The sequence below is a fragment of the Chitinophaga sp. HK235 genome, assembly GCF_018255755.1.
In the GTDB taxonomy this organism is placed as follows: domain Bacteria; phylum Bacteroidota; class Bacteroidia; order Chitinophagales; family Chitinophagaceae; genus Chitinophaga.
This window is the reverse complement of sequence record NZ_CP073766.1, coordinates 2,516,334-2,541,357: the sequence shown is the minus strand read 5'-3', so window position 1 is coordinate 2,541,357 and position 25,024 is coordinate 2,516,334. Positions and strand designations below refer to the sequence as shown.

General features: G+C 48.9%; 20 protein-coding genes. 10 read left to right on the top strand and 10 right to left on the bottom strand.

From position 1 onward, the window contains the following. Positions 1-3 precede the first annotated feature (3 nt). Both KD145_RS08450 and KD145_RS08445 read right to left on the bottom strand, forming a co-directional pair. Positions 4-2,736, bottom strand: coding sequence for a DUF1553 domain-containing protein (locus tag KD145_RS08450; RefSeq protein ID WP_249219767.1), 2,733 nt, complete (start codon positions 2,734-2,736; stop codon positions 4-6). A 65-nt stretch (positions 2,737-2,801) separates the two neighbouring features. Continuing rightward, the gene (locus KD145_RS08445) at positions 2,802-3,695 is read right to left on the bottom strand and encodes an AraC family transcriptional regulator (protein ID WP_212005458.1); all 894 of its coding nucleotides are present in this window, start codon (positions 3,693-3,695) and stop codon (positions 2,802-2,804) included. Between the two features lie 211 nt (positions 3,696-3,906). Between KD145_RS08445 and KD145_RS08440 the strand changes: the two genes are divergently transcribed. Continuing rightward, positions 3,907-7,062: a glycoside hydrolase family 2 TIM barrel-domain containing protein gene (locus KD145_RS08440; protein ID WP_212005457.1), complete on the top strand. Its 3,156-nt coding sequence runs from the start codon at positions 3,907-3,909 to the stop codon at positions 7,060-7,062. 87 nt (positions 7,063-7,149) lie between these two features. After that, positions 7,150-8,262 (top strand): DNA polymerase IV, encoded by a 1,113-nt coding sequence (gene dinB, locus KD145_RS08435; RefSeq protein ID WP_212005456.1) that lies wholly within the window; start codon positions 7,150-7,152, stop codon positions 8,260-8,262. 23 nt (positions 8,263-8,285) lie between these two features. Here the strand turns inward: dinB and KD145_RS08430 are convergent, their stop codons facing one another. Further along, entirely contained in the window at positions 8,286-8,678 is a 393-nt protein-coding gene (locus KD145_RS08430; RefSeq protein ID WP_212005455.1) for a contact-dependent growth inhibition system immunity protein, read from the bottom strand. Positions 8,679-8,723: 45 nt separating this feature from the next. Between KD145_RS08430 and KD145_RS08425 the strand changes: the two genes are divergently transcribed. Then, positions 8,724-9,653: a GlxA family transcriptional regulator gene (locus KD145_RS08425; protein WP_212005454.1), complete on the top strand. Its 930-nt coding sequence runs from the start codon at positions 8,724-8,726 to the stop codon at positions 9,651-9,653. A 67-nt stretch (positions 9,654-9,720) separates the two neighbouring features. Continuing rightward, on the top strand, positions 9,721-10,485 hold the full coding sequence (locus KD145_RS08420; RefSeq protein ID WP_212005453.1) for a DJ-1/PfpI family protein: 765 nt from the start codon (positions 9,721-9,723) through the stop codon (positions 10,483-10,485). Between the two features lie 72 nt (positions 10,486-10,557). On the opposite strand, the gene KD145_RS08415 is transcribed toward KD145_RS08420, so the two are convergent. The 3 genes from KD145_RS08415 to KD145_RS08405 all read right to left on the bottom strand — a co-directional run bounded on the left by KD145_RS08415 (position 10,558) and on the right by KD145_RS08405 (position 13,639). Further along, on the bottom strand, positions 10,558-10,869 hold the full coding sequence (locus KD145_RS08415; RefSeq protein WP_212005452.1) for a hypothetical protein: 312 nt from the start codon (positions 10,867-10,869) through the stop codon (positions 10,558-10,560). An 86-nt stretch (positions 10,870-10,955) separates the two neighbouring features. Further along, positions 10,956-11,792 (bottom strand): hypothetical protein, encoded by an 837-nt coding sequence (locus tag KD145_RS08410; protein WP_212005451.1) that lies wholly within the window; start codon positions 11,790-11,792, stop codon positions 10,956-10,958. Between the two features lie 86 nt (positions 11,793-11,878). Next, positions 11,879-13,639 (bottom strand): ABC transporter ATP-binding protein, encoded by a 1,761-nt coding sequence (locus KD145_RS08405; RefSeq protein WP_212005450.1) that lies wholly within the window; start codon positions 13,637-13,639, stop codon positions 11,879-11,881. A 70-nt stretch (positions 13,640-13,709) separates the two neighbouring features. On the opposite strand from KD145_RS08405, the gene KD145_RS08400 reads away from it, so the two are divergent. Continuing rightward, positions 13,710-14,222: a DUF4251 domain-containing protein gene (locus tag KD145_RS08400; protein WP_212005449.1), complete on the top strand. Its 513-nt coding sequence runs from the start codon at positions 13,710-13,712 to the stop codon at positions 14,220-14,222. 65 nt (positions 14,223-14,287) lie between these two features. Here the strand turns inward: KD145_RS08400 and KD145_RS08395 are convergent, their stop codons facing one another. Further along, on the bottom strand, positions 14,288-14,758 hold the full coding sequence (locus KD145_RS08395; RefSeq protein ID WP_212005448.1) for a GNAT family N-acetyltransferase: 471 nt from the start codon (positions 14,756-14,758) through the stop codon (positions 14,288-14,290). Positions 14,759-14,820: 62 nt separating this feature from the next. Between KD145_RS08395 and KD145_RS08390 the strand changes: the two genes are divergently transcribed. From KD145_RS08390 to KD145_RS08380, 3 genes are all read left to right on the top strand, one after another. Further along, positions 14,821-15,441: an HAD family phosphatase gene (locus KD145_RS08390; protein ID WP_212005447.1), complete on the top strand. Its 621-nt coding sequence runs from the start codon at positions 14,821-14,823 to the stop codon at positions 15,439-15,441. 405 nt (positions 15,442-15,846) lie between these two features. Continuing rightward, complete coding sequence (locus KD145_RS08385; protein WP_249219766.1) at positions 15,847-17,706, top strand: family 16 glycoside hydrolase; 1,860 nt, start codon at positions 15,847-15,849, stop codon at positions 17,704-17,706. A gap of 21 nt (positions 17,707-17,727) precedes the next feature. Continuing rightward, positions 17,728-19,671, top strand: a complete 1,944-nt coding sequence (locus KD145_RS08380; RefSeq protein WP_212005446.1) for a hypothetical protein — start codon at positions 17,728-17,730, stop codon at positions 19,669-19,671. Positions 19,672-19,727: 56 nt separating this feature from the next. Here the strand turns inward: KD145_RS08380 and KD145_RS08375 are convergent, their stop codons facing one another. From KD145_RS08375 to KD145_RS08365, 3 genes are all read right to left on the bottom strand, one after another. Further along, positions 19,728-20,984, bottom strand: coding sequence for an aminopeptidase P family protein (locus KD145_RS08375; protein WP_212005445.1), 1,257 nt, complete (start codon positions 20,982-20,984; stop codon positions 19,728-19,730). A gap of 81 nt (positions 20,985-21,065) precedes the next feature. Continuing rightward, positions 21,066-21,884, bottom strand: coding sequence for a helix-turn-helix domain-containing protein (locus tag KD145_RS08370; RefSeq protein WP_212005444.1), 819 nt, complete (start codon positions 21,882-21,884; stop codon positions 21,066-21,068). Positions 21,885-22,280: 396 nt separating this feature from the next. Then, positions 22,281-22,751 carry a hypothetical protein gene (locus KD145_RS08365; protein ID WP_212005443.1) on the bottom strand — a complete coding sequence of 157 codons (471 nt, stop codon included), beginning with the start codon at positions 22,749-22,751 and terminating at the stop codon, positions 22,281-22,283. Between the two features lie 293 nt (positions 22,752-23,044). Between KD145_RS08365 and KD145_RS32470 the strand changes: the two genes are divergently transcribed. Together KD145_RS32470 and KD145_RS08355 are read left to right on the top strand one after the other, a co-directional pair. After that, positions 23,045-23,677, top strand: a complete 633-nt coding sequence (locus tag KD145_RS32470; RefSeq protein WP_212005442.1) for a TetR/AcrR family transcriptional regulator — start codon at positions 23,045-23,047, stop codon at positions 23,675-23,677. Next, positions 23,667-25,022, top strand: a complete 1,356-nt coding sequence (locus KD145_RS08355) for a TolC family protein (protein ID WP_212005441.1) — start codon at positions 23,667-23,669, stop codon at positions 25,020-25,022. Before KD145_RS32470 ends, KD145_RS08355 begins: the two co-directional genes overlap by 11 nt. Positions 25,023-25,024 lie beyond the last annotated feature (2 nt).

Here is a 25,024-nt window from a genome sequence, read left to right as displayed (position 1 = left end):
TGTTTACGATTTTGTCAGAAATTCATCCAGGTTCATGATGGCATTGGCTACTACGGTGAGGGCTGCCAGTTGGGCCATCTGCGGTGTTGTGTCTTTGCATTGCAGCAAGGCTTTGGCAGCTGCCGGCGATTGCCGGTACTGCTGCAGGGAGCTTTGATATAACCGTTGCAGCACGGCCAGTTTGTTGTCAGGCAAAGAACGGCACATGGCTGCCTGATAACCCCAACGGATACACGTAGCGGGATCATCATGCCCATTGCTGAGCATCTGCTGCGCCAGCGCCCTGGCTGTTTCCACATACACGGGATCGTTGAGCGTCGTCAATGCCTGCAATGGAGTATTGGTACGGATGCGGCGTTGCAGGCATACTTCCCTGCTGGAACCGTCGAAAGAGATCATAGAAGGGTAAGGGCTGGTACGTTTCTGGAACACATACAGGGCACGACGGTACTGATTGCCGTCCTGCGCCTGTTTCCAGTATTCACCGCTCCACACGGTTTGCCAGATACCTTCCGGCTGGTAGGGCATTATGCTGGGGCCATGCAGGTTCCGGTTTAACAGGCCGCTTACGGCCAGTGCCTGGTCTCTCACTTCCTCTGCGGTAAGCCTGAAATGCGGTCCCCTGGCCAGCAACCGGTTGGCAGGATCTTTTTCCAGCAGGGCCGGTGTGGTGGTAGCATCCTGCTGATAGGCGGCCGACAGTACAATATCGCGCAGCAGTCTTTTCACACTCCAGTGATGGTCGTGCATCAACCGGTAGGAGAGCCAGTCCAGCAACTCCGGATGGGATGGCAGGAATCCCTGGGAGCCTAAGTCTTCCACGGTTTCCACAATACCAATGCCGAATATCTGTTCCCAGAGCCGGTTGACCATCACTCTCGCAGTGAGGGGATTGGCCGGATCGGTGATCCAGCGGGCCAGCCCGAGCCGGTTACGGGGCGCATTGGCAGGAAATGGATTCAGTGAATGCGGTACGTCTGGTGTCACAGCTTTGCCCTGCACCATCCAGTTGCCCCGTTCAAAAACATGCGTGGTGCGCTGCATGGAAGGCGGGTTTTCTATCATCACGGGAATATCGGGTGGTTGCTGGTTGATGAGTGCCAGCAGCGCTGCATTCACAGCATCATATCCTTTTTGTCCTTTTCCGGGAAGATCTTCCCGGAAAGCGAACCATTCTACCATGCATACCGGGTCGGCAGGCTTCAGGGAAGCATTGCGGAACACGAAGTAGAGATCATGGGTGCCGCTGGTGGCCGGAAGCGGAATAGTTATCACCTGTCTATCTTTGGTGGGCGCCAGTGCCTGTGTAAAGTATATAGGCCCGCGCAGGCTGTCCAGCCGGCATTCCAGCATGCCTCCCTTGCTGCCGGTCCAGTAGTTCATCAGCAGCTGTGTTTTGCCGCCGGTAGGCTGTGCCGGCAGACGGCAGCTGCCGTTATGCCGCACGCCGAGATATTTGGTATCATATAAAGAGCCGTTCACATACCGGTCGCAGTCGTGCGCATGTACTTTAGGCTCCAGCACTTTCAGGAAGCGGGCTACGTCTGTTACCTGTTCGTTGTTGCCGTATTGTTGTACCCAGGCGCTGATACGGTTTACTTCATGGATACCAACGCTGTCGTATAAACGCAGCTTGGGATGTTCCATATGGGTATCTTCATCGCGGGTATTGTTCATGAAGGCGAGTAGCTTGTAATAGTCTTCAAACCGGAAGGGATCGTATGGGTGGCTGTGGCATTGTACACAGCCGATGGTGATGCCCTGCCATACTTCCATGGTGGTGTTGACACGGTCCATGACGGCGGCGGTGCGGAATTCTTCATCCTGGGTGCCGCCTTCGTCGTTGGTCATGGTGTTTCTGTTGAAGGCGGTGGCAATGAGCTGATCGTTGGTTGCTGTTGGCAGGAGATCACCCGCCAGTTGTTCGGTGGTGAACTGATCATAGGGCATGTCTTTGTTGAATGCATCGATGACCCAGTCGCGGTAACGCCAGATGCTTCTGCTGGCGTCTCTTTCATAACCTTTGGTATCGGAGTAGCGGGCGAGGTCCAGCCACATGGCGGCCCAGCGCTCGCCGTAGTGGGGCGACTGCAGCAAGGTGTCCACTATCCGCTGGTAGGCAGCGGGACTGTGGTCCGCCCTGAAAGATGCAGCCATGGCGGGTGTAGGTGGCAGCCCGGTGAGGTCGAAGCTTACGCGGCGCAGCAGCGTCATAGGATCGGCGGGCGGCGAAGGTTTTAATCCTTCTGCCTGAAGTCTGGCGATAATAAACCGGTCAATATCATTGCCGGTTTTGATATTTACATCGGGCAGGGGCACAGGTTTCACCGGCACATAGGCCCAGTGTTCTCCCCATTCGGCACCTTCTTTTACCCAGCGGGTGAGGATGTCAACTTCTGCTGCACTGAGTGGCTCGCCTTTCTGGGGCATCCTTTCTTTCGGGTCTTTGCAGGTGAGGCGGCGGATAAACTCGCTTTTTTCCGGATGGCCGGGGATGATGGCGGGTTTGCCGGATTTGGTATTGCCAAGGGCTTCTTCCCGGAAAAGCACACTGAAGCCGCCGTTCTGTTTTACGCCACCATGGCAGCTGATACAATGTTTGTTAAGAATAGGTTTGACTTCCGCGCTGAAGTCGGTGCGCTGGCGGGACTGGCAGGCCGTTAGCAGTATGCTGCCGGTAATAACCAGCGCAGTTGCGGCCCTGGACGTGGATAAGGAGCGCATAAGTTTTTTCATTGATCTATGTAAAAGTAATCGTCCACCTGCACTAACCGGATAGAGGATCTCCTGAATATGATGGACTATTTTACGGTGCCGGTTTCTTTCTCCCGGTATTGGGCTGGCGACAGTCCCATCACTTTGGTGAAAAGTCGGGAGAAATAATAAGGGTCTTCTATGCCCAGCAGTGCAGCGATCTCCTTTATGCGCAGATGGGTGAAATGCAGGTACTGACAGGCTTTCTGCACTTTCAGGTGGTTGAAGTATTCAATGGGGGAGTAACCGGTATTGTGTTTAAACAGCCAGGAGAAATGGGAGATGGACAGGTTGATGGACTGCGCCATTTGTTCCAGTGTGAGCATACGGTCCAGGTGATTATTCATATAGTCGATGGCGTGATCGATGGTGTCCTGGCCGGGCTTTGATTTGCCGGGATGATAACAACCGGGGTAGATGCATGACGCGAGAAACGACCAGAAACTCATATTGGCATACAGCAGGTTTTCTGTACGGTAACCTCTTTCCAGCTGCTGATAGATGCTGTCAAACAACGCAATTCGCTCGTTGGCATGCAGCAGAAAAGTCTGGTGCCCGTTTAACTGCTGGATGGCGGTATGCACGATGGCATCGGCCGTATGTCCTGCGAAATGAGCCCAGTAGATCGTCCAGGGATCCGTATCATGGGCATGATAGGCGTGTGCCCATTCCCGTGGTATTAGAAAACAGTCGCCTGCCTTGATGGGGTATTCACTTTTTTTCAGCCGTATACTTCCCCGGCCTTCCTGGCAGTAGATCAATATATGTTCGGGTGCTCCGTTAAGCCGTTTACAGTAGTGAAACTGCGCTTTGGGATAATAACCGATGTCTGTGATATACATGGTTTTCATCACCGGATCGGCGGCACATCTTTCAAGCAGAATATTACGGGGTATGACGATCGCGCGCTGGCCCTGAAAACCTTCCCTTTTTCTGATCATGAAACGTGGATTTTTACTCCTTTGAAAGTAAGAAAATCCATCCGGTATTTTAAGTGACTTTCAGGCTTTTTAACGGATTGGCCAGTCATCATCACATACATCACAGTTCCGTTTATCATCCTATCCTCCCTGATTATGTAAATAATTGTTGTATTTTATACGCTTATTAATATACTTGTAGTCGTTACTTGCGTAAATCTATAACTGAACAATGAAAAAAAGTGTACTTACCATGGCCTTTGCCGTTATTGGAACGGGAGGGTGGGCACAGCAGCTGCCTTCGGAGTTACAGACGCCGGAAGTGGTATCTGTCAACAGGATGCCGATGCGGGCATCAGCCTTTGCCTTTGAGAATTTTACGTTGGCCCGGCAACGTGATAAAGAGAAGTCCGGCAATTTCCTTTCGCTCAACGGGCAATGGAAATTCAACTGGGTACAGGATCCCCGCAAACGTCCGGCTGACTTTTACAAAACAGATTTTAATGATGCCACATGGGATAACTTTAAAGTGCCGGCCAACTGGGAACTGAACGGTTATGGCCTGCCCATCTATGTGAATCATCCATACGAGTTTACAGGCCGCTCCAAAATGGGGGGTGCGCTGAAACCTCCATACGATATACCGGAAGACAACAACCCGGTTGGTTCTTACAGGAAGAAATTTATTTTACCGAAAGACTGGGACGGCCGTCAGGTGTTTATTCATCTGGGTGCAGTGAAATCGGCTTTCTTTATCTGGATTAATGGTGAAAAAGTGGGTTACAGCGAAGACAGCAAACTGGCCGCTGAATTTGATATCACCCGTTTTGTAAAACCAGGAGAGAACCTGGTAGCCCTGCAGGTGTACAGATGGAGTGACGGTTCTTACCTGGAATGCCAGGATATGTGGCGTATTTCCGGGATTGAAAGGGAGGTATATCTCTATTCCACACCCAGACTGGATATCAGGGATTTTAAGGTAGCTGCCACACTGGATAAATCGTATACCAACGGTGTACTGGATGTAAGTCTGGAAGTGGATAACTACCGCATCGATAAAAAAACGAACCACAGCAAGCCGGATACTTTTTCTGTAGGAGTGCAACTGGTGGACGCTGCAGGCAAAACCGTGCTGCAGGAAGAAGCCACTAACCCGCAGCAGGTATTGGGCAACTATAAAAAAACAGTGAGCTTTCACCGCGAGGTGCCAGGTGTAAAAAGCTGGTCGGCTGAAACACCTTATCTCTATACCCTGTACTTCACCCTGAAAAATAAATCCGGAGAAGTACTGGAAGTAATACCGCAGCGGGTAGGTTTCCGCTCTGTAGAGCTGAAAGACCGCAACTTCCTGGTCAATGGTAAAAGAATTTTCCTCAAAGGGGTGAACCGCCACGAACACAACCCCACACAGGGTCACACCCTTACCCGGGAGGATATGCGTAAAGATATGGAGATGATGAAACAGCTCAACGTAAATGCGGTGCGTCATTCCCACTATCCACCAGATCCTTACTGGATGGAACTTTGCGATGAATATGGTTTGTATGTGGTAGATGAAGCTAATATCGAATCACATGGTCGTTACTACGATCTCGCCTATACGCTGGCCAACGATAAACAATGGCGGGTACCTCATCTGGAAAGAGTGATGCGCATGTACGAACGCGACAAAAACCATGCAGCCGTAGTCACCTGGTCGCTGGGCAACGAAGCCGGCAACGGTACCAATTTCTACGAAGCATACGACTGGCTCAAAACACAGGACAGCCGTCCCGTACAGTACGAACGTGCTGAATGGGACTATAATACAGACATGATCGTTCCACAATATCCCGATCCAGAATGGCTGGTAAAATATTCCAAAAGTAATCCCGACCGTCCGATGATCATGAGTGAATATGCACACATCATGGGCAACAGTCTGGGTAACTTCCAGGAATACTGGACCGCAATTGAAAACAATCCCTACCTCCAGGGTGGCTTTATCTGGGAGTGGATAGACCAGGGCATAGACACTGTAAAAAATGGCAAACGTATCCTTGCCTATGGTGGCGACTTCCCGCTGAGCGGGCCGGTTAACCAGGCTTTCAGTGACAACAACTTCTGCGTGAAAGGCGTGGTGACAGCACATCGCGGCCTCACACCTATGGCAGTGGAAATAAAGAAAGTATATCAGCATATCAAAAGCCGCTACAAAGGCAACAATGTGGTGACCGTCACTAATGGTTATTTCTTCCGTGATCTGGCTAATGACCAGCTCAATTGGGAACTGCTGGAAGATGGAAAGGTAATAGAAAAAGGTATTGTTAAAGACCTGACAGTAGCAGCGCAGCAGTCAGCTGATATCACTTTGCCGGTAAAAAGCAGTATCCGTGCCGGTAAGGAATATTTCCTTAACGTACGGTATGTGTTGAAACAGCAGGAGCCATTCCTGCCTGCAGGTTTTGAAATAGCATCAGAGCAGTTTGCCTGGAGTAAAGGTCAGGCGCTGGCACCTGCTGCTGTAAAACCAGCTCAGCTGAGCCTTCAGCAGGATGGCGGTCATGCCACTATCAAAGGCCCGGGCTTCGCTGTTACTTTCAATATGCAGCAAGGCATGCTCGAAAAATATGAGCTGAAAGGAGAACAGGTCCTGGAAGGCAGCTTGCAGCCTGCTTTCTGGCGTGCTCCTACAGACAACGATATCGGTGCAGGTTTTAATCATTCCCTGCGCAAATGGCGCAACGCCTATGCTGCCGGAAAAGTGCTCGAAGCAAAAGTGAATAAGACCGCTGATGGTTATGAAGTTTTGTTGAAAAAAGAAATAGTGGAAGGAGATGCAGTAGCCACACAAACCATTACCATTCACGGTGACGGCAGTATGAAAGTGTCTAATGCATTTACTGCCGTAAAAGGAAACTATTCGCTGATTCCCCGTATCGGTAATGATTTGCAGCTGAAGAAACAGTTTGACCAGATTTCGTATTATGGTCGCGGTCCATGGGAAAATTACTGGGACAGAAAAACAGCTTCTTTTGTGGGCATCTATCAGCAGACAGTTGATCAGCAGTATTTCCCGTATGCCCGTCCGCAGGAAAGCGGTAATAAGGCCGATGTACGTTGGGTTAGCATGACTAACAAAAAAGGAAAAGGTATACGCTTTGAATATGCAGACAGTCTGCTTAACTTCTCAGCACTGCCTTACAGCCTGGATGATCTCGATCCCGAAGCAGATAAAAAACAATATCACTCCGGTGAGCTGGTAACGCGTCCTGAAATATATATGCATATAGACCTGCAGCAGTCGGGCCTTCAGGGTATCGATAGCTGGGGAGCGATGCCGCTGGAAGAATACCGGATACCGTTTAGGAATCATGAATACAGTTACTGGATAAAACCGGTGATGTAATAAAGATACCATCCATAACGAACAGGCTGCTGAAACCATTTCAGCAGCCTGTTTTGTAGTATCTTTACAGTGCTGCAGGACAACATCATGGAACAGACAGAAAATAGTGCCCAACGGAAGATTATTCACATCGATATGGATGCGTTTTATGCATCTGTGGAGCAGCGTGATCAACCGCAGTATCGAGGTAAGGCCATTGCGGTAGGTGGTTCGCCGGAAGGGAGGGGAGTGGTGGCTACAGCCAGTTATGAGGCGCGGAAATTTGGTGTCCGTTCTGCGATGTCGTCCAGGCGCGCTTTGCAGTTATGTCCCCAGCTAATTTTTGTACGTCCCCGTTTTGATGCCTACAAAGAAGTGTCCCGTCGTATCCGGGAGATATTTGCGCGTTATACCGATCTTATTGAACCGCTTTCGCTGGATGAAGCCTATCTGGATGTTACAGCTGATAAACTGAATATTGGTTCTGCGATAGAGATTGCAAGGCAGATCAAACTGGCCATCCGCGAGGAGTTGCAGCTGACAGCTTCTGCAGGGGTGTCTGTCAATAAGTTTGTGGCCAAGATAGCTTCCGATCTCAACAAGCCGGATGGGTTTACGTTTATAGGCCCTTCTTCCATTGAGGGTTTTATGGAGCAGCTGCCGGTGGAGAAATTCCATGGTGTAGGCAAGGTAACGGCCGACAAGATGAAGAAGATGGGGTTGTTTACCGGCGGTGATCTCAAGAGACTATCGGAGCAGGAGCTGAAACAGTATTTTGGTAAAGTAGGTACTTTCTACTACCGTATAGTACGGGGCATAGATGACCGTGCGGTGCAGCCACACCGCGAAACCAAATCCCTTGGCGCAGAAGATACCTTCCCCGTAGACCTGACGGCTGAGGAAGACCTGCATGCTGAGCTGGAGAAAATCGCGCAAACGGTTTACAACAGGCTGGAACGCTACGGCCTGAAGGGACGTACCGTCACCCTGAAGATCAAGTACAGCGATTTTAAGCAGATAACCCGTAATCAATCATTTCCTTTTCCGGTGGGAGATATGGACACAATACTCCACACAGCCAAACAATTGTTGGCAGCTACCAGGCCAGAAGATAAAAAGATACGTTTGTTGGGTATAACGTTGTCTAATTTCGGAGAAGCGGGTCCTGTTTCGGATAAGCCTGTTAATCCACAGTTATCACTTTTCGATTTTGAGGGATGATCTTTACCTGTTGAACTAATGGCTTATTGCCAGTAACCGGGTAAATCAATCTCTGTCGCTACTTCGACAGCACGAGACCTGATCATTTTTTTCATGTCTTCGTGCAATTCCTGATGCTCTTCCCAGAAAGGAGCGGGAACATCCAGTACATTTTTCAGCAGATCGCCGGGGTACAGATCAGCTTCTACCAACAGGTCATCTTTGAGTTTTTCGATGGCCAGTGGCACCAGATAGGTTGGGTTAAAGGATTGGCCGATCAATACCCGTAGATCGCTGGCAGTTAATTTGATAACGGGCACTTTGCTGAGGGCGATGCATCTTTTAACTAATACTGAATCGTTTTCTGTAGCGGGTTCCCAACGTTTGTTTTCTAATTGCTCCAGAGATTTGTATCTCCAGACGTCTTTCCTGTTCATATGACCTCTCGTAACTTTTTGTCAATAATATACTAATTTAGTCAGATGATACCCAATCGCGTAATTTTTTTTCTTTTTGATGGGGTACACCTGCTGGATCTGGCAGGGGCTGTGACCGTTTTTGTAGAAGCCATCTGTTGTGGCCAACCTTACGAGTTGAAGTATGTATCTCCCTACAATCACCCGGGAACATCCTCGGGGCTTGGCTTTGCCGCTGTAGATCCGCTTGATTCCGTGACAGTAATGCCGGACGATATCCTGATAATAGCGGGCATGGACCTGAGAAGATGGGACCGTGCCGATGATGCTTTGTGGATACCCTGGTTGCAGGCTGCGGCTGCCACCGGCGCCACTGTCTGCTCTGTTTGTACTGCAGCTTTCGCATTGGCCGCTGCAGGCCTGCTGGATGGTCAGCACTGTACCACACACTGGGCGCAGACAACTTTATTACAACAGCAATTTCCGCGCCTGAAGGTAGTGGAAAACAGATTATTTGTAAAAAGCGGCCGGATTTATACCAGCGCCGGCATCGCTACCGGTATCGATATGGCGCTCTCCCTCATAGAAGAAAGACATGGTATCGCCTTCGCGAGCCTGCTGGCCAAAGTGCTGGTAGTTCCCATGCGACGCGACGGTTCTTCACCGCAAGATAGCATCTTCTTGCAAAACAGACAGCATATTAATCATCAAATTCATCAGGTACAGGATTATATCGCTGCCCATCTGAACCAAAAACTCACCATCAGCGAGCTGGCTGATCAGGTGTTTATAAGTCCCCGCAACCTCACCCGGCTGTTCAAAACCGCCACCGGTACCACTATCGGTGACTATATCCAGAAACTCCGCAGGGAAAAAGCCCTGCTGCTCCTTAAATCAGAACATAAGGTGGCCTGGGTAGCCAGGGAATGCGGTTTTAAAAATCCTAACCAGCTACGCCAGCTGATCAGAAAGGACACAAGTCTTAAACTGGCCTGATCTGTAGCTTCCTTGTCCCGATTTTGCCTGCCCCCTCCGCTAGCTTTGCAACATAAATTACTATTTCATGAAACAGCTGCTGTTATTGTTGTTGCTGGCACCATGCCTGCTTTTCGGTCAATCAGGGACATTAAAATATGTTTGCCCTCCCTGTGGCCCCTGCGATACTATTGTATTTCATAAACCAGGCAAATGTCCGCATTGTGGTATGGAACTAATGAAAAAAGACACCACCAATCAGAAACGTATGAAAGTTTGTTTTTACCTGCAGGACGGCGTGGAAGTGCTCGACTTCGCCGGACCGATGGAAGTATTTTCCTATGCCGGCTTTGAAATATTTACCGTTTCCAAAAAGAAAAAACAGCTGATATCACAGGGCGTGCTGAAAATAACACCCGACTACAGCCTGGCTGATGCCCCGCCTGCTGATATCCTGGCCGTATTCGGTGGTAATGCCGGTGTGGCTGCAGAAGACCCGGAGGTGATCGCCTGGATCAAAGCGCGCGATAAAGCTACTGCCAGCTACTTCTCCGTTTGTACCGGTGCCTTTATCCTGGGTAATGCAGGGCTGCTCGAACACCAGACCGCCACTACCTTTCACCTGAGCATCAACAACCTGCGCGAACGCCTGCCTCAAACCAAAGTAGTGGAAAACGTACGTTTTGTAGATAATGGCCGCATCATCACTACTGCCGGCATATCCGCCGGTATTGACGGAGCCCTGCATCTTGTCGGTAAACTGAAAGGGGAAGAAGAAGCCCGGCGTGTTGCACGGGAGATGGAATACGATAAGTATGTGCCCAACCAGGGTTTGATCCTGGCCAACCACTAAGAAAATAAGGGGTATAAAAACGCAAGGGTGTATCTGATAACAGATACACCCTTGCGTTTGAAATGACTTGTCTCAGATAGCCCGGTTATATTTAGGCAATACCATCGTTCTGACAATGGTATGCGCCACCAGTGACAATGCCAGCGACAATACAATCAATAACGCAGACTTCATCGGCGTGTCAAATACATCGATCACACCAGACACAGATTTGCCCGCAAAAAGAAGGGTGATGATACAGGCCAGCAGACCAGTGATCCATAAGGTAATATGAGACCACAGATACCTGGTTTTCAGGAAACCCTTTTTTCCAAAGGAGGAGAACAATAGCAATACATGGGCTACAAAAAACGATGCAGCGAGGACGATCAACAGTGTAAGCATTTTGGTTGTGTTTTGGTTTTTTGGGAAATGGTGTTATACCAAAATACTATTTTTTTCGAATAAGTAAATCTTTTAATCAACAGGAGTCAACCGGCTTCTCCGTATTTGGTGCGGATCTGGGAAATGTGTTCAGCGATCATATGCAGACGGTAATAATATTTCTCAAAGATATCATCGTACATGCGGTGGCGGTTGACCAGAAACGCATTCAGTGCTTCATAGATGAATTCTTCGAACGTGATGTGTTCACTTACCCGGATAACACATTCCGCTACCGGTTCCAGGCTGGTTGTAAACTTTGATTTTACCTGTATGTCCGCCATACAGGTGATCATGATTTTGTAGAGGTTGGGAGCCTTGGCAAAGGGTGCATAATGTACTGCTGTGAGCCCGTGCTCATCATAATGGTATTTGCGTACATTTTCTGCCAGCAGAAACTCGACCACCTCCCTGTTGCTATTATACCGGGTGGCAAGCAACAGGGGGGTATCGAGGCTGTCCAGCGCAAAATCGAAGTGGATGTTGTGCCGTATCAGGATCAGCAGCATATCGGTGATGGCCGTCAGCCGGTGATGTTGGAAGATGTAGGCAATGGCATACAGATAATCAGGACTATCGATGCTCAGCGTAGCACCCTTCTTCAGGGCATATTCTACGGCCTGTGGTTTGTTGGCCCCTACCGCACAGAAAATGATAGGGATCACATCTTCCTTCATAAAACGGATGTCTGCACCTCCATCTTCAATCAGTAATTCAGCCGCTTCAAAAAAAATCTCCTGGTACTCCAGCAGCTCGCATAAGAGTTCTGATAGTTCCCGGCGGTTAAAGGCTTTCAGATGATGTCTCACCAGGGCGAGCACTTCGTCCGGGTCCTGGCTTGTTCTCAGTTTGCGCTTTAAGTCGTACAGAGAAATTTTCTGCATATGTTTTCATAGGGTGATAGATAAGCGGGAGAGAACCCATAGGATGAAAAAGCGGCTGCAATGATAATAAATATTAGTTAAAAAAATTATTTGTTTTCCTGATGTTTCCATAGCTCCTGGAATATGGGGCTATTGTCCCGGAGCTGTTTGAAATTGCCGGCTGCTACCACACGGCCCTGTTGCAACACATAGATATAATCAAACTGCGGCAGCAGGTGCAGGCGGTGCATGGCCGACACGATCGCTTTGTCGGAGAAGGTTTTAAACATCTTGCTGTAAATCATCGCCTCCGTTTTAGGATCTACACTACTGGTCGGTTCGTCCAGCAGAATGATCTCACTGTCTCTGGCAGCAAGGATACCCCTGGCAAGGGCCAGTCGTTGTTTCTGTCCACCCGATAAGTTGACACCTTTTTCCCTTATGTCTGAATCCAGTCCTTCCGGCAGTAAGCCTATCACTTCAGAGAAGTGAGCGCTTTCACATACGTCCATGATCTCTTCCTTGCTGAAAGGCAGGCCCAGCGTAACGTTGTAGGCGATGGTGTTTTCGAAGATCTCCGGCTCCTGCGGAAACAGGGTCACAGATTCATAGATGGTGGCTAACGGGTACGGCTCTCCGTTGACGAGCACGATGGTGTCTTTCTCCGGTTCATATAATCCTCTGAGAAGCGCCAGCAGGGTGCTTTTGCCGCTGCCACTCTCACCGATGAGCGCTATTTTTTTACCTCTCCCTATCTGTACCTGCAACTGGTGAAGGCTCTGCGGTGCATGATTTTCATGGTAGGTGGCCCGGTGAGAGAAGTTCAGCTCCCGTATGTCAACGGTTTTCCAGTTGTCAGGCAGGGTAGGAGCGGTATCCGGACGATGGTGTTCCTTGTAGGAGTCACTGATATTGCTGGCCGTTTCTACGGCAGTATTATACTGCACGATATCAGTATACTGCCAGGCTACGTCCGAGAATACACTGGTGAACTGGTTCACATATCCCAGCAGTATTACCAGATTGGTTACTAGAAAAACTTCTCCCGGCACCCAGTGCTGGAATATATAACCGAGGGCGATCACACAGTAGATGAGTGCAATGAGCATTTCTGCTACAAACCACTTCCACTCGTTGATATAGGCATTTTTCCGGAAGGGTGGCCAGATGGCGGCTACTTTTCCTAACAGTCCGTTTTCCATGCTTTTCTCCAAACGCAGGGTGATCACCGTCATAATATTGGACAGGCTGTCAAACAGGTTGGCTGAAACGGCATGCTCGCCTTCGTTGACAGCTTCCAGCGTTTCGATATAAGGCTTGTCAAAACGGATCATGGCAAACACACATATAATGCCCATCGCTACACCTATAGCGCCATACAGTGGTGAAAAATACACCATCGCCACCAGCGAGAATATGAGTTTGGACAAAGCATGCAGGTACATAAAACCATGGGAGAAAAATTCCTTCAGCGCTTCATAGGCTTTACGGATGCGGTTGATCACAGTACCGCTGTGATTGTCCTGATGCCACTTCACCGGTAGGTGAAGGGCCTGATGATAACGTTCCTGCAGAAAGTTGCGGCTCAGCTTAAAAGCCAGCTGCCTTTCCATGACCCTCGCCGGTCCATGAAAAGCCCATTCCAGCAGGTGAAGCGACATATAGCCGCCGGCAAACAGCATGGCGTTGCGGGGCAGGTTGGCTGAATCCTGTTGTATGGTACCAATGAACCACCCAAACAGTATGGGGTTCAGTGAAAAACAGACATTCGCCAGAATAAAAAGAGTATATATCAGCAGGAATCTTTTACGCTCTTTGCGTGCGTATTTCCAGGCAGTATTTAATAATGAAACGTAAGGGTTAGGCATGGCCTTTAAAATTTAGAAGTTCCTTATCTGGTACGATATTCGTACAGAATCAGGCGTAAAACCGTTTGTTATGAAAAGTTTATCCGCGTTTAAAATGCTGTTCTGCTCTTTATTATCCCTCATTACTTTCACCAACATCTATGCCCAGGATACCAGGGCTCAGAAAAAAGCCGCCAAAGCAGAAGCTGTTAAAGCAATGGTAGATAATAAAACCTATGTGTTCGTTGCTCAGAGTGCTACTCCCATGAGTGGACGTGTACGGCAGATCACCTCCGACTTCAACCTCACCGTTACGCCCGATTCTATCGTCAGTTACCTGCCTTATTTTGGCCGGGCGTATTCAGCTCCCTATGGTGCTACCAAATCGCCCCTGGATTTTAAATCAAAGAATTTCCAATATACCACCACCACCCCCGGCAAAAAAGACGGATGGGACGTGAGTATCAAACCCAAAGACCAGGATATCCAGAATATGACGATTTTTATTACCAGCACTGGTTATGCTACCGTACAGGTGACCAGCAACAACCGGCAGCCGATCACATTTAATGGTTACGTGCAGGAAGTGAAGAACAACAAGTAAAAATCATTTGGTTATTTAGCTATTTGGTTATTTGACAATCATTAAATAACTAAATAGCCAAATAACTAAATAACCAAATAATCCATTTGATAGTTGGTCAGCTCCACTCCATCAATGTTTACTGATTGTTCCCGTACTACCCGGAACCTGATTTTTTCAAAAAACAATCTGGCGGTTATGCTTACATAGGCTGTCAGCACAGGTATCCCCAGCTCCCTCGCGGTCTGGATAATATGGTTGGCCAGCAAGGTGGCTATTCCCTGCCGTTGACAATCCTTATGTACAAACATCATATCGAGTTCTCCATCGTCTTCCAGTGATGCAAATCCGGTGATCACTTTATCAGGTGTTTCTGCTACAAAAAAATGCTGGGTATTGATTTTATTTTCCAGAGAAGAAAGCCGGTCTCCACGCCCGGACCATGCTGCTATCTGCGCAGCATTGTAATCCTGGCTGTTCACGGTCCGGATAGTTTGCTGGTACAGGTCGCGCAGCTCAGGCATATCGCTGATGGTAGCCTTGCGTAAATTCATCATTTGGGTAACATTTAAATCGATGGATAACGTTATATTTAGCAGAACAAATCTACCTTATTCAAATGGAGAACCAATCACCGATCACCACATTATTTCTGGATATTGGCGGCGTACTGCTGACCAACGGATGGGACCGGGCCGCACGCAAGCTGGCTGTACAGACTTTTAACCTCGATGCTGCTGAAACCGAAGAAAGGCATCACCTTACATTTGACACCTATGAAGTAGGCAAACTCACCCTCGATGAATACCTGAACAGGGTGGTGTTTTATGAAGACCGACCTTTTACGCCTCAGCAGTTCCGCGATTTTATGTTTGCACAGTCATCCCCGTATCCCGATATGATTTCGCTGGTAAAACATCTGAAAGAAAAGTACAAACTCAAGATCGCCATCGTCAACAATGAAGGCCGTGAGCTGAACACCCACCGTATCCACTATTTCGGCATTGCCTCTTTCGTTGACTTTTTTGTCTCCTCCTGTTTTGTGCACTATCGTAAACCGGATGCGGATATTTACAGAATCGCGCTCGACATCGCTCAGGTGTCGCCGGGAGAAGTGGCCTATCTGGAAGACCGGTCCATGTTTGTGGATGTGGCAAACAGTGTAGGCATCAACGGTATATGTCATACCAGCTACGATACCACAGTCGCTGCATTGGAGAAGTTCGGCCTGAAACCCTGAATCATTCAGACTTTTTGAGGAGTAGCAGCCGCCAGGGCTTATTAAAAATAGTACAAAAAATAGTTGGACCATCCCGCTTGTCTCAGACGACCGGGATTTTTCTTTTTGTATATATTAATCGCTATTTTACCGCTGATGTAATTTTTAATCTGCTATAACGATTTTGTAATAATAAATTTCTATTTTGGCAGACCAGGGATGCTAAAAGAATTGTTGTCATGACTACAGTCTGTAAAAACAGGCATGTGGCATGAGTGCGTAGTGTATATAATTCCACGAAATATACTTTGAAGAGCTGTAGCCCACCCTTTTTAGTCCGGAGTAATTTCAATCAATAGTCACTATTTTTTACGTTGGATGCAGTGCTAAACGCATTTAGCAAAAACCAAAAACAAAAACAGATCTATGCTCAGAAGGTATGAGTTCTGCCCAAAGTTAAAACGGCTGGGAGTAAGTCCAGGCAAGGCTTTGGTCTTCATGCTGGGCATCGGCTGCTATCAGCAGCTGTCCGCCCAGAACACAATTCCCTTGACAGACCTGTCGGCATTTAAACAGCCGGCACCCAGCTGGCGTATAGCCGGCGACGTGAATGCAGACCTGCAAAAGGAGAATACCCTGGTAACCACCACCGGTACAGGTATCCTGGTTAACCTACCCGACAAGGGAAAACATGGTCAGGACCTCTTTACCACCTGGCAACATGGTGATATGGACCTGGAACTGGACTACCTGATGTCAGCAGGCTCCAACTCCGGTATCTATCTGCAGGGCAGATACGAAATACAGCTCCTCGACAGCTGGGGCAACCCTAACCCCCGCGCCTCCGACAACGGCGGCATCTACGAACGCTGGGACAACAACAAACCTGAAGGGCAGCAGGGATACGATGGACATGCTCCCAGGCAGAACGCCAGCCTCGCACCCGGCCTGTGGCAGCATATGAAAATCTCCTTCCAGGCCCCCCGCTTCGATGCCGCCGGCAACAAAACAGCCAACGCGGTCATCCTCAAAATAGAACTCAATGGCGTAACCATACAGGAAAACATATCCCTGTCAGGCCCCACCCGCGGCGCTATCGGAAACAATGAAGTGGCCGAAGGTCCGCTGCGTATCCAGGGAGACCACGGCACCATTGCTTTCCGTAATATCCGTATACAGCAGTTTAATACGCCACGTCCCGATCTGAAAGACGTACGCTATGCTATCTATAAAGGCGTCTTCCAGCAACAGCCGGACTTTAACACGATAAAACCGCTGGCTTCCGGACAGGCTGCACAACTCACCCCCAACCTGGCAGGTTTGCCTGATAACCAGTTTCTGGTGCGTTATAACAGTATACTGGTAGTGAAAGCTGCAGGTAAATATGATTTTAATCTGCATACCTCCGGTGGTGGCGGACAGCTGAAAATAAATGACCAGGTATTCAACGCAGCCCGCAACAAAGACGCCAAAGGCAGCGTAGAACTGGCTGCCGGCAGCTATCCGCTGGAAGTGCTGTACAGCAAACAGGTAGACTGGGCCAAAGCATCCCTTTCCCTGTCTGTACAATCAGCCACCCTCCGCGAATCGGTGATCAGTGATGCCAATGTGCCCGCAGACGATCCTACTGACCCTATCCTGGTGACAGCATCCGAAAATACCATCCTGCGCAGCTTCATGGACCTGAAAGGTGGTCAGCGCGTAGTACACGCTGTTTCTGTAGGTAGTCCGGCCAAACTGCATTACACCTACGATATGGACCATGCCGTACCGGTACAGGTATGGCGCGGTGAATTCCTGAATACCACACCCATGTGGCATGACCGTGGTGACGGCTCTTCCCGCCCGATGGGCATGGTGCGTATACTGGACAAACAACCGGCCATGGCCCTGGCACAACTACCATCGGCAGAGGCGCAGTGGCCTGCCGATACCATCGGCACTGCCTATCGTCCTAAAGGCTACTCCCTCGATCCACAGGGGCTGCCTTCATTCCGGTTCGAAATATACGGAAGCGTTGTCAGCGATACCCTGCGGATACTGCCGCAGAATACCGGCGTACACCGCAGTCTTCAGCTGGCCGGCACCCCTGAAAACCTCTACGCCCGTTTAGCCGTGGCCGATAGTATCACACAACTGCCCGACGGGACCTATATGATAGGGGACAAAGCCTGGTATATCAAAATGGACAACACCGGCGCCCAACCCGTTATCCGCCGCCAGCAGGGAAAAATGGAACTGATTGTGCCCGTAAAAACAGCTATCGGATACGCCATTATCTTCTAAGCAGAAATATGCAAGAGAATTATGAAAATGAACTATAAAAGATTGACAGCCGGGATAGCAGCTGGTATGTTGATGATGACCACTGCTATTCAACCCATACAGGCACAGGAGTCGCCCAAAGAGGAAGACTTCTTCCGTATCGCCCGTATCAGTTCACCGGAAGGTACCCTGCTGGAAGTAGGCGGCCTGTGTACGCTGCCCAATGGTGACCTGGGCATCGCTACCCGCCGTGGCGATATCTTCATCGTGGAAAATCCCACCAGCCGGCAGCCTTATTTCCGTAAAGTGGCCTCCGGCCTGCATGAGGTGCTGGGGCTTGTATGGAAAGACGGCTCCCTGTACTGCGCCCAGCGCGGTGAGCTCACCAAACTTACCGATACCGATATGGATGGTAAAATGGACCGTTTCGAAACCGTATATGCATGGCCGTTATCCGGCCACTATCACGAATACAGCTTCGGCCCTGTGGTAGCACCTGACGGCTCCTTTTTCGTGTCGGGCAATGTGGCCTTCGGCGACGAAGAATGGTGGCGTGGTGAAAGTCGGGTACCCTGGCGCGGATGGATGATGCATATCAGCGAAGATGGCAAGATGGAGCCCTGGGCTACCGGATTCCGCTCTCCCTGCGGACTGGGCATCATCGACGGCGAATTGTTTTATACCGAAAACCAGGGCGACTGGATGGGCTCCGGTGGACTGGTACATGTGAAAAAAGGCAGCTTCGTAGGACATCCTGCCGGCCTGCGCTGGACCAACCTGCCCAACTCTCCGGTAAAACTCACGACTGAACAGCTGTATAGCAAAGTAGATCCCCGTTACCGCAGAGACGCCAATGGTCGCGCCATCAAACCGGAAAACGTGGAGAACGAAAAGTTCGTGACCCTCTTTGATATGAAACAATACTTCCCCGAAGTACAGCTGCCGGCTGTATGGCTGCCGCATGGTGTGTTGGGCGTCTCCAACTCACAGGTGGTGACTATCCCGGAAGGCGTGTTCGGGCCTTTTGCCAAACAGGTGCTGGTAGGGGATCAGGGACAGAGTAAAATTATGCGTGTATTCCTGGAAAAAGTAAACGGCGAATACCAGGGTGCTGCATGGGACTTCAGAAGTGGTTTTCAGTCGGGCGTACTGCGGCTGACCTGGGCTAAAGACGGTTCCCTCTTTGTAGGTGAAACCAACCGTGGCTGGGGATCTGCAGGTGATGCCAACCAAGGTTTGCAACGGCTCGTATGGAACAACCGCGTGCCTTTTGAAATGAGAACGGTCAGCGCCCGCCCGGATGGTTTTGAAATTACCTTCACCCAGCCGGTGGATAAAAAATATGCAGAAGACCTCGCAGCTTATCATGTGGAGAGCTTTATCTACAAGTATCATCCGGTGTACGGCAGCCCTACTGTTAACACAGAAAACCTGACGGTAAAAGGGGTGAAAGTATCTGCTGATGGTATGACCGTACGCCTCGTTATCAACGGCATGCGCCGCTACTATATTCACAAACTGGCATTGAACGGCATCCGTTCTCAGGAAGGATCTTATTCACTGGTACATCCTGATGTGTATTATACGCTGAATAATATTCCGGAAGGAGCCTCTCTGCCGGCGTCGGAGCTGAGCACCAGAAACAGTGCCAAAGCAGTAGCAGCTGAAACCAAAGCTCCTGCTAAAGCTACCGGTAAAACGGAAGCTGCTAAAGGAGAACCGGCCAAAGTGCCTACCTATGAGCAGATACAGCCACTGCTCAACAAACACACCTGCTCTTCCTGTCATAATCCGGATAAAAAGCAGGTAGGTCCTGGCTTTAAGGAAGTTGCCAAAAGAAATTATACCGTGGCTAAAATCATGGCATTGATCAAAAATCCAAAGCCGGAAAACTGGCCGGGTTATGCTACGCCTATGCCGCCTTTCCCGCAGGTGCCACAGGCCGATGCAATGAAAATAGCACAGTGGATCAACTCACTGAAATAACAAAAAAACCAATGGCTCCCGGTATATCAGGAGCCATTGGTTTTTTTATAGGATGATTATCGGTTCATCAGTTCTTCAATCTCTTCTGCTTCCCTGGGAATATTTTCCATCAGATCTTCATAACCGTTTTCGGTTACCAGCAGATTGTTTTCAATTCTCACACCTATACCTTCTGCTTCGTTGTATATCCCAGGTTCGTTGGTGATAACGGCACCTGCCGGCATGGGCTCATCATAATAGCCGGTGTCGTGTATGTCCAGTCCCAGGAAGTGAGATACATTGTGATAGCAGTATTTGCCCAGGTAATAGGCTTCTCCGTTGGCCTTAATGTCTGCAGTGGTGCAGAGGCCGAGCCCGACAAGTTCTCCGAGGAGCAGGCTGTTGGAGGCTTTCCACAGATCTTTTATGAGGATGCCGGCGCGTACGTGTTGCCGCAATTGTTTGTGGACGCGTAATACAGCATTGTAATATTCTTTTTGGCGCGCGGTATAACGACCATTGACAGGGATGGTCCTGGTAAGGTCAGCATTGTAGTACTCATAGTGGGCAGCAGCATCGATGAGTACGAGATCTCCGTTTTTGCCGCTGGATTTATTGGCGCGGTAGTGCAGGATGCAGGTATCATCCCCGAAAGCCACGATGGGTTCATAAGCCCAGGTAGTATTATGTTGCATGTATTCATGAATCATTTCAGCAGCTACCTGCAGACCTGTCTGGCCGGCTTTGATTGTCTGTAATACACGACGAAAACCCTTTTCGGAGATATCGCAGGCTTTTCTGAGCAGTGCAATTTCTTCGGGTGTTTTGGCATTGCGCTGACGGGCCAGGATAGGGTAAAGCCTTTCATAATGATGAAGCGGATAAAGTTGTTTGCAGGTCAGCAGCAGGCGGTCTTCCCGGGTCTGGGTTTCATTTTCCGAGCGGGCATGTTCGTTGGTATGCAGATAGATACTGCTGCACAGCGGCAGTATTTTTTTCATGATGACCCAGAACTCATCGGTATAAAAAACAGTACTGATCCCGGATATCTCAGAGGCCGTGGATTTATCGACTCTTCTGCCCACCCATTTTATAAAGAGCTGGTCTACTCTTTTGATGAACAGTACTTCCCGCAGGGTAGGGTCGGGGTGGGAGGGACAGAGCACCAGCATGGCATCTTCTTCTGCGATGCCTGTAAGATAGTACAGGTTCACATTCGGGAAGTAGGGCATAACGCCATCTGCATTAGTGGGTAGAATATCGTTGGCGGTAAGGAGAGCGGCAGCGCCGGCAGGCAGTTGCCGGGAAAGCTTTTGACGGTGCGCGGAAAACATAACTTACTTTGTTTGGTTCTCACAAACATAGCAGGAGGGTGGGTAAATACTGGTGTAAAAAAGCGACAGTTTGAGGAAGGGTTAAATGGTTTCTTCAGAAAGGGTAACAGACCATTTGTGCCATTCCTTGCGGAAATGGGAGAAGTCGTGATAGCCCAGTTCTTCCCAGTCAGCTTTATAGCCGAGGCGGGTGTATTGTTCTGCTGCCTGCCGGAATCGCAGGATGGACAGGCATTTTTTGGGACTGATGTTTAAAGCTTCGCTGAAATACCGTTCGAGTGTGCGGGGAGATACGTATAGCAGGCCTGCCAGTTTTTTCAGTTGAAAGCCGGACTGCTGCAGGGCTGGGCCGTTGAGCGACTGTAGTATGCAGGCAAAGCGGTGGTTGTCTGTGGCCTGGATGGCATAGCGGCGCAGGAAATTTTCCAGCAGTGACTTGATGGTGTCCAGGCTGGTGGCATCGTATACGGCAGATTCCAGTGCCGGTACCTGCGACATGACATCATGGGCTGAAAGTGTCTGGCGGTGCATGTCTGCACCTTTCACATGGAAGAGATAATTGAGAGATGCCGGTTTGAACTTAATGCCGGCCAGGAAATTGTTGGGATGATGCCGGTAGGATACGGGCGTTGTTTGGTATCCTATTAACTCGCTGCCACGGCAACTGTGCAGTAGTTGTCCTTCGGCATTACATATTTCAAAAGGGGCGCCCATATTTAACACCAGCGAGGAATTCATGTTGGCCATGAGCAGTTCCCGGAACTCTTCATTGTCGGGGACAGGCTTGCGCAGGTCCAGCAGCCAGTAGTACACCACATGAGGTGCCAGGTCGGCCGAAGGGCTGATATATCGGTACTGGCCGGAGAAATATTGCTGATCTATGAACTCGATTGCCTGCATTGCAGAGGCTAATTTACGGATATTAAGGGCATGATTTGAACAGTTGCTGAACATTTTGTTCCCTTGTTCTGTTAATTAGGTTACCTGTGAAAATCCGGACCAGGGCATTCATGATCACTGCTTAATTGTCTTGTTTTACCCGGCTTTCATGTTTATTTAATGATAAAAGACCTTATTCCGGCGACCGGTCGCCGGTTGACGATATTATATTCTGTTCACATCATTTAAGTTAACGGTTGATAAACAGGTACAACATCTTGCAATTTGTTGAGATGTGCTGGGGCGGGCTTATATCTTGATAGCGCCCGCCCTTTTTTATTTAGAGATTTAGTTATTTAGGAATTTAGTTATTTAGGGATTGAACTCAAATAACTAAATTCCTAAATAACTAAATCTCTAAATCTTTTTGTAATACTTCCCTGCCATCAGCCCCATAGGAAGGCCGATCATCACCATGATAATACACATGCCAATAACGGTATTGGCTAAACGGAAAGGTCCGTGGGGAATACTGCTGACAGGAATCACCAGCAGGTTCATCACGATCCAGGCGAAGATGCCGTATATCAGCCCGGTTACGGAAGGTATTTTCCGCATTTCCGGTATACGGGGATACAGAAAAAAGAAAAGCAGGGTAAAGAAGAGCGCAAAGGAATAGTGAAAAAACACTCCCCACCACGGCATGGCCGGGTTGCCGCTGAAGGCTTCCTTACCAAATGCGCCGCTTGCAACAAACAGGAGTACGTTGACAAAACTTTTGCCGGTTACCAGTACAAACTGGACACAGGCGCTAAGCAGATCGAGGGTGCCTGCCAGCATCCAGGTAAGCAGGATGATGCCGGGAGGAAAAGAACGTGTTGTAGCCATAAGAGTAAAAAATGATCTCCTTTAAATTAAAAAATTTCTATATAAAATTTCATTTCCACCTGTAGCAATATTATCTGTTATTGTTCGTCTCCTTATTTGTGTCACTGATACAATATTCCACTTTTAAAGTAATGTTAAAAAGTAACCTTAAAATCTCCTTAAAATTATTTTATAAATAATTGATTAATAGAAAGATAAAAGTTAAGAAAATAAAAATTTAAATAAACGTTTAAATAAACGATTGTTTAAATTAAACGTTTGTTTAACTTTGCCTCGTCAAATTAAAAGGGAACATGGAAGAGTATAACGAAAAACAGTTATCTATCATCACGGTGGCGGAAAAGCTGTTTGCAGAGAAAGGTTTTCATGGCACTTCCGTCAGAGACATAGCCCAGGAAGCAGATGTAAACATTGCCATGATATCCTATTACTTCGGATCCAAGGATAAGTTGCTGGAAGCTGTTTTCAGGCTCCGGATGAATGCTTCCCGTGTATTCATCAATGAGCTGGTGCAGAACGACACCATGGCGCCCCTGGAAAAAATATACTCCCTGATCGACAGGTTTATCAATAAAATGCTCAGTGAACAGAATTTCCAGTGCATTATGAGCCGGGAACAACTGAACAAGGAGCAAAGCCCGGTACGGGATCTTATCTGGCAACTGAAGGGCGAAATGCTGGGTTTGATGCGCCCGATCGTTACCAGTGCCCAGGATGCCGGTATCTTTTATAAGGATGTGGATGTGGAAATGCTGATGACAACCTTGTTCGGAACAATTCATCAGACCATACCCGCCCAGTACCTGCTGCGGACCTATACGGAATACGCGCATATGGACGACCAGGAATTCAAAGAATTTTTAAGGCTCAGATTGAGCACTCATTTAAAAAAATTGTTTAAAGCAATCCTAACACATGAATTCTAGAAGCATATACACACGATTATATGCGCTTGCATCCGGAATCGCGCTGATGCTGGTCTTTCAGGCAGCATCCGCTCAAAGCGTAAAACCGCTTTCGTTAAATGAAGCCATATCGCTGAGTATACAAAACAGCAAACAATTGAAAGCCAGCCAGGCCAGGATAACGGAGGCCAACGCCAACGTAAAAACGGCTAACGAACGTCAGTTACCCGACGCCAGTATCTCCGGCTCCTACCTGCGTCTGACACAACCCAACATCGATCTGAAGCTCGCAAAAGGTAACAGCAGCCCGGGCGGCGCTCCGATGGAAGCCCCCAAAGTAAATCAGGCTGCCTACGGTATAGCTAATGTGTCTGTATCAGTATTCGCCGGCATGATGATCCAGAGCGGCAAGGAAGCAGCCAGATACCTCGCTCAGGCTGCAAAACTGGACGCTGATAAAGACAGAGATGATATCATCCAGAATACCATCGCTGCCTACAGCAACCTTTACAAGGCAAACCAGGCGGTAAAACTGATGCAGGAAAACCTGAGACAGTCTACCCAACGTGTAAAAGACTTCTCCAACCTGGAAAAGAATGGTCTGCTGGCCCGCAACGACCTCTTAAAAGCAGAGCTGCAACAGTCCAATTATGAGCTGTCCCTGATGGACGCTCAGAACAGCCTGAAAGTAGCGAACCTCAACATGAACATCATGCTGGGACTGCCCGATAAAACTGACTTGCAGCTGGACACCACCGTCTTTAAAGTGGATGATAGACTGGATGCCAGAAGCGTGGAAGAATTTGAACAACTGGCTTATCAGAACCGTAAAGACGCCGGCTCCCTCTCCGCTAAGGAAAAAGCTGCCAACGCCAATGTGAAAGCCATCAAAGGAGAATATTATCCTTCCCTGGCCCTCACGGGTGGTTATATAGCCGCTTATATCCCCAACGTGATAACCATCACCAATGCGGTGACTGCAGGGGTAGGTGTGAAGTATAACCTTGCTTCCCTCTGGAAAACAGGTAGCAAGGTAGCCAGCGCCAAAGCCCAGCTCGCTGAACTGGAAGCCAACCAGGCCAGGCTCACAGACGCCATCCACCTCGATGTGGTGCAGTCTTACGAAAACTACCTGCTGAGCCGCAAGAAAATGGATACCTACATTAAGGCAATAGAACAATCAGAAGAGAATTACCGGATCACTAAAAATAAGCATGATAACAATCTGGCCACTACCACCGACCTGCTGGATGCGGACGTGGCCAACCTCCAGTCCCATCTGAACTACGCCTTTGCAAAGGCAGATGCACTGGTGGCCTACAACAAATTGTTACAGGCATCGGGAGTACTCGACAACAACAAATAACA